We start from the raw sequence: 9,010 nt of genomic DNA, 5'->3' as shown, positions 1-9,010 counted from the left end.
CTCTTTCCTCTATTCTCTTTCCTCTATTCTCTATTCTCAGCACTCTCTCCTCTGGCCTTTTCCTCCCCTCCACGATCGAATGCTAAAAAAATCCCACTTCTATTTGCGTTGGCAAACCTGGCTCCAGCCCTGGCAACAGGTGGACTGGCTCCTCTTTGGCCTGATCACAGGCCTGACTATCCTGGGGGGGGTCATGATCCGCAGCGTTGAACTGAGTCAGGGGGACACGACCTATGGTTTACAGCATTTGGTAACTGGTGGCTTTGGGGTGGGAATTGCCTTGCTCCTGGCCCGCTTCCGGTATGACGTATTACTCGGCTGGCATTGGCTGGTGTATGCCATTACCAATCTGTCGTTGATCGCGGTCATGTTTATCGGCACTACGGCAATGGGGGCTGAACGCTGGATCACGATCGGGGGCTTTAATGTTCAACCTTCGGAGTTTGCCAAAGCGGGAATTATCGTCACCCTAGCCGCAATGCTCCATACCCGAACGGCTGCCACGATTCCGGCAGTACTCACCAGTCTGGCGGTGACAGCGGTTCCCTGGGTATTGATCTTTGTGCAGCCCAACCTGGGCACCGCCCTGATTTTTGGGGCGATTACGCTGGGGATGCTCTACTGGGGTAATGCCAACCCCGGTTGGTTACTGTTGTTGCTCTCTCCCCTAGTTTCGGTGATTTTATTCAACGTCTTTCTGCCGATCTGGCTGGTCTGGGTCGTGATTTTGGGGGGGATTGCTTGGCTAACCTTGCCCTGGCCGCGGATTGGGGCCTTGGCGGCGGTGGCGATCAACCTGATTGCGGGTGAACTGGGCCACATTATGTGGGGGCTGCTCCAGGATTATCAAAAGGATCGGATTCTTCTGTTCCTGAATCCAGATAAAGATCCCCTGGGTGGGGGGTATCACCTGATTCAGTCCCGGATTGCGATCGGGGCCGGGGAACTCTGGGGACGGGGGTTACACCAGGGCACCCAAACCCAACTCAGCTTTATTCCGGAGCAGCATACGGACTTTATTTTCTCGGCGATCGGGGAGGAACTGGGCTTTGTGGGCTGTCTGCTGGTTCTGGTGGCCTTTTGGCTCATCTGCCTGCGTTTAGTGCTGATTGCCCAGAGTGCCAAGGATAATTTTGGCTCCCTAATTGCGATCGGGGTGCTCTCGATGGTGATTTTCCAGGTGACGGTTAACATTGGGATGACGATCGGACTAGCCCCCATTACCGGCATTCCTTTACCCTTCCTGAGTTATGGGCGATCGGCGCTGTTGGCTAACTTCATGGCCTTTGGCCTCGTCGAGTCGGTTGCTAACTATCGTCGCCTGCGGTACTAGGGGCTAGCGGCTGCCGAGCGGCTAAGGACGGCAGAACGGCAGATAAATTCCTGCTACAGACGGCAGGCTCTATGCTAGCCTAGCTAAGGACCGAGGTTGCGATCGGCCATGACGATCGTTAGCACCAGCCGTCGCGGGCATAGTTTAGTGGTAAAACCATAGCCTTCCAAGCTATCGATGCGGGTTCGATTCCCGCTGCCCGCTTTGCAAGATGACCCCTGTTGTCGAAAAATGGTCAAAAATTGTCGGGAAATATTAGCGGAAAATAATAATCAACCCAGAATGATGGTCTAGGATAGATCCTAGGGAAGACTAAAGATGACGTTTCTAGCATCAAGGTCAACCGTAGGGTGAGTCTACGGGCATCACCTATACGAAGACCTCTGCGAACAGGAAGTTGACATTCGTCTGCATAGCCATGCGCTTCAGGCGAAGGTGTCTTCTGCTTGGGAAGATTGGGGTTCAGACCCAGAAACGTCGGATGATGAGAAGAGGAGTGGTAGTGTGTGGTTACCTCTGCATCGGCTAATAAAACGGGAGCTAAGCAGTGCCCCTGTTCGGCTGAAGATAGTAACACAGTTTTTTCCACCTGACTACGCGCCCACGGGACAATTGATCCGTGATTTGGCGTGTTTTCTGAGTCGGGAAGGGATGTCCGTCAGTGTTTTCACTGGACAGCCGGGGTACGCCTTCAGACAAGCGGTTGCCCCTAGGCTAGAGGAGGGTATCCAGCTTCAGATTCAGCGCACCCGCAGTGTTCACCTCTGGCCGAGTCGTATCCGGGGCAAAGCCATTGCTGGCGTTTTATTCTATCTGCGATCGGCCCTCCATTTACTGCGTCATGCCGGTCGCAACCATGTGCTGTTCTTAACCACAGCCCCACCTTTCCTCCACAGCTTGGGCTATGTGATCAATCTCATTTTCGGGACCCCCTACGTCTGTATCCTCTACGACTTCTACCCGGATATTGCGGTGAAGTTGGGGGTAATCAGTGAACAGCATTGGCTGGTAAAGCTTTGGGATGGGGTGAACCAACGGGTATGGGCGCGATCGCAGACGATTGTGGTTCTCAGCGCGACCATGCAGCAACGTCTGCGCGACAAGTATCCGGCGATCGCCGATAAGATTGTGGTCATCCACAACTGGGCCAATCCCCAGCAGATTCGGCCAATTGCCAAACACCAGAATTGGTTTGCCCAGGCGCATCAACTGGTCGATCCCTTTGTGGTGCTCTATGCTGGCAACTTGGGCCGCTGCCATGATCTCGACACGATCCTGGGGGCCGCCCAGATTTTGCAGCCCCAGCCGCAGATTAAGTTTTTATTCATTGGTGGGGGTGCCCGCTATCCCGAATGTCAGGATCGGGCAGAAGCCTTGGGCTTAGGGAACCTGCTATTTTTGCCGTATCAAGATATGACGGTATTGCCCTACTCCTTGACGGCCTGCGATCTGGCCTTGGTCAGCATTGGCCCTGGGATGGAGGGCTTGGTGGCCCCTAGTAAGCTCTATGCGGCCCTGGCCAGTGGCCGTCCGATCGCCGCCATCTGTGCGACGGATTCCTATTTGCGCACCCTGCTCCAGGAGGCGAACTGTGGGCAAAGTTTTCGGCATCAGGATAGCCAGGGTCTTGCCAACTTTATCCAACAGTTGCACCATGACCCGCCGCTGCGTCAACAACTGGGGGCTGCCGCTCGGCACTACCTGCAAACCCACTTTTCGCCTGAGATCAGTGGCTATCGCTATTACCAGATTGTGCGTCGGGGCCTCCCGGCCAGTATAGACTGCCGCCTCCACAGCCCGACGCCGCCCTAACTTCTGTTGGCTTTGCCTTGCCGCGATTCGCTGGAATTCTCCCCATGCCGCCCTCTCTGAACGGTTCCCCCTGCTCCAATCGCCTGCTCCGATCGCGGGTTCCCCAGTTTCGATGCTCCACCCAACCCCTGCCTACGCCTATGAATGCACCTAGCGTCATTCCCCGCTCCCCCTGTCTCCGGCCATCCCCCTCGCTGGCCTTGGCCTGCATTTGCCTGCTTGGGGGCTATTGGCCCCCGCCGGCGCTGGCGGCCCCCCCAGCTACGCTGACGCCGGTTCTGGCCCCCGCGCCAACGCCGCTCTTCCTCGCGCAAACGGTATCGTTTGTGGAAGACCTGTTACCCACCGCACCTACGGCAGGGATGCCCACGGTAGCGACGCCACTACCGACGGCCCGATCGGCTGAGACCCAACTGGCCCCCCGACCCTCGCGCCCTGGTGCTACCCAGGCTGCCACTTCCCCTGAATTAGGCTCCTCCACCCCCCTAGAGCGGCAAGATTACACGCTAGGACCTGGCGATCGTGTCTTTGTCGATATCTTCAACGTGCCAGAGTACAGCAAAAGCTATCCTGTCCTGCCCGATGGCACCCTTAATCTGCCTCGCATTGGCCAGGTACCGGTTGCGGGTCTAACGTTGCAAGCAGTCGGGGATATGGTTACGGCGAAATACACCCGCTTCTTTCGTCAGCCCCTCACGACGATCGTCCTAGAGCAGGCTCGTCCTCTCCGGGTTGCGATTAGTGGGGAAGTCAATCGTCCGGGTACCTATAAGTTTGAGCCGACAACCAGCGGTAGCATTCCCAGCGTCACGATCACGGAACTGATTCAGACATCGGGGGGGATTACCCAACGGGCGGATTTGCGCCAAATTGAGGTACGGCGGCCCCTCCTAGAGGACTTGGAACAGGTTATTTCGGTCAACCTTTGGGAGTTACTACAAAACAGTAATCTGAGTCAGGACATTAGCCTGCGGGATGGGGACAGAATCCGGATTGCCACGGCGGCCACCCTTTCCCCCTCCCAACTGAGTCAGGTAGCCACCGCCAGTTTTGCCCCTGAAACGATTCGGGTGAATGTGGTCGGTGAGGTCGTCAAACCGGGGGCGGTAGAGGTGCCCCCCAATACCCCCCTCAACCAAGCACTCTTGGCGGCGGGCGGCTTCCATAGTACCCGTGCCGATCGCCAAACGGTGGAACTGATTCGCCTCCAACCCAATGGCACCATCGTGCGGCGGACCCTGGCCGTTGACCTCGCTGCCGATGTGAACGAAGCCACGAATCCGATTATGCGCCCCAATGATGTGATTATCGTCGATCGCTCTGGGTTTACCCGCACCGCCGACCGGATTACCCAGGTGGCCACCCCCGTGGTCCTGTTGCTCAATACCTTGCTCCGATTGTTCTAGTTTTCTATCTTTGTGGAGAGTTTGCGGTATGCATGCTACCCCCCCGATCCCCCCTGCCCTAGCACCAGCAGCGATTTGGCAGCCTCAAACCCACCCCACCCAAGAGACAGACCTGGGTCAGCTTTTGCATATTCTGCGGCGGCGGCTGCCGATCTTTATTGGCGTGGCAGCCCTAGTCAGTTCCCTGATCTGGTGGCGGGCAACCCAGATTATCCCGGTTTATCAAGGGCGCTTTCAAATTCTGGTCGAAGCGGTTGCGACGAACCAACCCTTACCCCAACTCCTGGGGCAGCCGGGGGAAGTGCCACCCTGGCGCGGCGATCGCCTGGATTACGATACCCAAATTCAAGTGTTGCTAAGTCCGGAAATCCTAGACCCGATTTTGCGGCGGATTCAGGTCCGCTATCCCGACTTAACCTACAACGAGATGATGTTGGGGTTGAGCATCACGCGCTTGCAAGATACCAAGATTTTGGATATTCGCTTTCGGGGGACCGATACGGAGCAGATTAAATTTGTCCTCGATCACCTGGCCCAGGGCTACCTGGATTACAGCCTGCAAACGCGTCAAACCTCTCTCAGCCAGGGCATTCAATTTGTGGAGGAGCAAATTCCCCTGATGCAGACCCGGGTCAACCGCCTGCAAGCAACGCTGCAAGAGCTACGGCAGCGCTATAGTTTCACCAGTTTGGACACCAAGGCGCGGGAACTGGAGAGCCAACTGAGTACCTTGGAAACCCAGCGGCTCAATACCTTCCTACAGGTGCAGGGAACCCAACAGCGCTTGAGCACGCTGAATGGCAAGGCGGGGGCGACGGCGGTGCTGCGGCAGGATGCCTTGTACCAATCTCTGGTTGAGCAAGTACGGCAAGTGGATGGACAGATTGCCGAAGAGTTGGCCCGATCGCAACCCGATAGCCCGGCCCTGGTCACCCTCCAACGTCAACGCGATAATCTACTGCCCCTCCTGCGCCAGGAAGCGGAGCGGGCCTTAAGCGGGACCCTGGCGACCACGAGCAGCGATCTTCAGGCCTTGCAATCCCAGCAACAAACCCTGACCCAGGTTGAATTGCAGTTGCGGCAACAGCTCGCCCAATTGCCTGCCCTATCGCGGCTGAGCGCGGATCTGGAACGGGAGTTAACGTTGGCAACGAGTGGACTAACGCGGCTGTTGGAGGCCCGTGAAAAGCTGCTGCTGGATGCGGCCCAACAGGAAATTCCCTGGCAATTGCTGTCGATCGCGACTGTGCCGACTGACCCGATTGAACCCAACATTCTTCGCCAACTCATCTTGGGGGCGATCGTGGGTCTCTTGGCAGGCAGTGCCGCCGTTTTTATGGTGGAAAAGCTGGACGAGTCGTTGCAGAGTGTGGAGGAAGTGAAGGCACTAACCCAGGCGCCTCTCCTGGGCGTTATTCCCTATACCAGCCGCCTAGGGGGGACGCGCCAGGTGATCCTACCGGAAGACTTGCCCCAGCCTGAACCCGAATCCGGGGTTGTTACCCAACGCTATCGGGATTACAAGGTCGTTCCCTTTATGGAATCCTTCCGCTCCCTGTGGACGGTGGTGCGCCTGTTGAACAATCTGAACCCGATTCGCGCGTTTGTGATTAGCTCGGCAGCCCCAGCGGAAGGTAAATCCACGATCGCCTTGAACCTGGGTCATGCCGCTGCGGCGATGGGGAAACGCGTCCTGTTGGTGGACGCGGATCTGCGTCGTCCCCAGTTGCATCGAGCGTTGGGATTGGCGAATCAGGAAGGGTTGAGTACGCTGTTGCTCGGCGATCGGGACCCGGCAGAATTGATCCAGATCGCCCCCCACGAAGACAAGTTCTTTGTTCTAACCGCCGGTCCTTCCCCCCGCGACCCCTCGCGGTTATTGGCCTCTAGCCGGATGCAGACCCTGATGGCGGACTTACACACCCGATTTGATATCGTTATTTATGACACACCGCCCTTGTTGGGCTTCTCGGATGCCCAGTTGTTAGCGCCTGTCACCAGTGGGTTGGCCTTGGTCGTCGGCCTGGGTAAAACCAAGCGATCGGCCGTCAAACGCGTGGTTGATCATTTGCAAACGGCCCAAATCCCCCTACTCGGTGTCATTGCCAATGGGGTGCAGCGGCTCGTGACCGGGTATTCCTACGATAGCTATTACTATCGTTACTACCACCAGAAAGCCCCCAAATTACCGGTCCCTGTCTCAAACGGGGGGAAACGGTAGGGATCTGACCATTCAACCTTCAACCTGCAAAACTCGGTATGGTGCAACGCGGGGAAACAGAGCTCGTGATTGAGGCGGGGCGGACGGAGCGGCAGTATTGGCGTGATCTCTGGCGCTACCGGGAGTTGTTTTACTTTTTGGCCTGGCGGGATATTCTGGTGCGCTATAAACAAACGGCGATCGGGATTGCTTGGGCGTTGCTACGGCCATTTTTGACGATGGTGGTGTTTACGATCGTCTTCGGTCAGTTGGCCCAATTGCCATCGGAGGGGGTGCCCTATCCCATTTTGGTATTTGCAGCCATGTTGCCGTGGCAATTTTTTGCCAGTGCCCTAGCGGAGGCCAGTAATAGCCTGATTACGAATGCCAATCTGATTGCTAAGGTCTATTTTCCGCGTCTAGTCATTCCAGCCAGTGCTGTCATTGTCAGCTTTGTAGATTTTCTGATTTCGGGGCTGATCCTGTTGGGCCTCATGGCCTGGTATAACTTTGTGCCCAGTTGGCGCATTCTGAGCTTGCCGTTGTTTACCGCGATCGCCTTTGCTGCGGCGATGGGAGGGGGCTTGTGGTTAGCCGCCCTGAATGTGAAATATCGTGATTTTCGCTATGTGGTCCCGTTCCTGGTCCAATTTGGGCTGTATATTTCCCCGGTCGGTTTTAGTAGCAGTATCGTCCCGGAGCAGTGGCGCTTGCTCTATTCCCTCAATCCAATGGTGGGGGTTATTGATGGTTTCCGCTGGGCCATTTTAGGGGGGACTGCAACCCTGTATCTACCGGGTTTCTGGCTGTCCCTCACGCTTGTGGGGGGATTGCTCAGCAGTGGTTTGTGGTTCTTCCGGCGGGTAGAGCGCACGTTTGCCGATGTGATTTAGGCAGGCTGCTGGGTTGGGTGATTGGACCGGCCCCTTAAATGGGCCGTGTTTGTAAATTCGTTTGCTGCTTCAGGAGATCGGGAACGGTCAGGAATTGATAGCCCTGACGGCGTAAGAGGGTAATGATTTGAGGTAATGCCTGGATCAGGGCCACCCGATCGCCCTCCTCCTGCATCCGCACGATGGTTCCTGATGAGGCTTCCTGAAGGACGCGATCGACGATCGCATCGGAACTATCCTCATGGCTGGCATCAAGGGACCACAAAATAGTGGTGTACTGTTGCCGTTGGGCTTGCAGTAGGAAGGCTTCGCTAATGGGCAGTTGGCTCGGTCGCAATAGCCCGCTGGTAACGCCTGTGGTTTGTTGAATGGCTTGGGTTGTGCGTGTGATCGCCTGGGCGATCGCGAGGCGCTGGCTAACCGGCTCAGGACGGCTCCAGGGCTGGTTCCCGATCGCATGGCCTTGGGCAACGACCTGACGGGCGAGGTCAGGGTGATCCACCACGGTTTGTCCAGTCCAAAAGAAAGTAGCTTTGACGTGATAACGCTTGAGAATTGCCAGAATTTGTTCCGTATTGTCGGGCCAAGGCCCCCCATTAAAGGTCAAGGCAATGAGTTTACGTGCCCGAATGGGGTTAATGCGATAAATCGTTTTGCCCTGGAAGACTTCTGGCACCGCAAAGGTTAAGGGATTGGGGGTTGCTGCCACCTCAACGGGGGTGAGATCTGAGCGAGCGGGGCGGGGAATCTCAACGGGTTGGGCCGTCGGTTGGGGTGTTTGAGGCTGGGTCGATTGGGGTGAGGGATTCAGGGCTAGGGCAGCATACAACCAACCCGCTAGGAGGAAGGTGAGGAGCAAGCCATTGCTGCGAAAAAAATCAAGACAGCCCTTACCCAGCCATTGGCCCAGTTTGAGGATGGGTGGGGCAGCGGACGCAACGCGCTGGGCACGGATACTGGCTGAGGCGAGGGGGAGGAGGGCGATCGTGCGCTGCCAAAGGGGAGGTGATCCCCGGTGAGTTGTGACGCTGACCAGCACCTGGCGAATTTGGTTAGCCAGTAAAACCGTCTGTTGTTGTTGCAAGGCTCGACACACCTGTTGCCCAACTTGCTGGGCCGCGCGGGGGGACAGCCCAGACTGGCCCAGAAGCTGAATCTGTAAGCAATCCGGGAGGAGGGATTGACTGTACAGGGTGATCCCCTGCGCCGCATAGTAGGAATGAAGCTGGGATATCAATATCCCCAGACGGTGCTGACGGGTGGGTGTGGGGCGGTGGGAATGGGGCTTGGGCGCCTGGGAGCGGCCCTGGAAGGCCCCTCCTGATCGCGCCGCTGGATGACTCATCTCTGCTCACCCCCCCCCCAC

Annotated in this window: 6 protein-coding genes and 1 tRNA gene; 6 read left to right on the top strand and 1 reads right to left on the bottom strand. The window is 56.9% G+C overall.

What is annotated here, in order from left to right; translation table 11 throughout:
* The 6 genes from rodA to ACWIUF_RS04850 form a co-directional block, all read left to right on the top strand.
* Nucleotides 1-1,333: rod shape-determining protein RodA (gene rodA, locus ACWIUF_RS04875; RefSeq protein WP_448571129.1), on the top strand; the 1,333-nt coding region annotated here is incomplete at its 5' end.
* Nucleotides 1,334-1,466: 133 nt separating this feature from the next.
* Nucleotides 1,467-1,537 (top strand) — tRNA-Gly (locus ACWIUF_RS04870).
* Nucleotides 1,538-1,837: 300 nt separating this feature from the next.
* Nucleotides 1,838-3,145 (top strand): glycosyltransferase family 4 protein, encoded by a 1,308-nt coding sequence (locus tag ACWIUF_RS04865; RefSeq protein ID WP_448571128.1) that lies wholly within the window; start codon nucleotides 1,838-1,840, stop codon nucleotides 3,143-3,145.
* Between the two features lie 44 nt (nucleotides 3,146-3,189).
* Nucleotides 3,190-4,551, top strand: a complete 1,362-nt coding sequence (locus tag ACWIUF_RS04860; protein ID WP_448571127.1) for an SLBB domain-containing protein — start codon at nucleotides 3,190-3,192, stop codon at nucleotides 4,549-4,551.
* Nucleotides 4,552-4,579: 28 nt separating this feature from the next.
* Entirely contained in the window at nucleotides 4,580-6,772 is a 2,193-nt protein-coding gene (locus ACWIUF_RS04855; protein ID WP_448571126.1) for a GumC family protein, read from the top strand.
* 38 nt (nucleotides 6,773-6,810) lie between these two features.
* Entirely contained in the window at nucleotides 6,811-7,644 is an 834-nt protein-coding gene (locus ACWIUF_RS04850) for an ABC transporter permease (protein ID WP_448571125.1), read from the top strand.
* Between the two features lie 34 nt (nucleotides 7,645-7,678).
* Here ACWIUF_RS04850 and ACWIUF_RS04845 read toward each other — a convergent pair whose 3' ends face one another.
* Complete coding sequence (locus ACWIUF_RS04845) at nucleotides 7,679-8,989, bottom strand: polysaccharide deacetylase family protein (RefSeq protein ID WP_448571123.1); 1,311 nt, start codon at nucleotides 8,987-8,989, stop codon at nucleotides 7,679-7,681.
* Nucleotides 8,990-9,010 lie beyond the last annotated feature (21 nt).

It is taken from the genome of Trichothermofontia sp. (assembly GCF_053493415.1).
The sequence above is the reverse complement of the archived record's forward strand: the minus strand, read 5'-3'. Positions and strand labels throughout refer to the sequence as shown.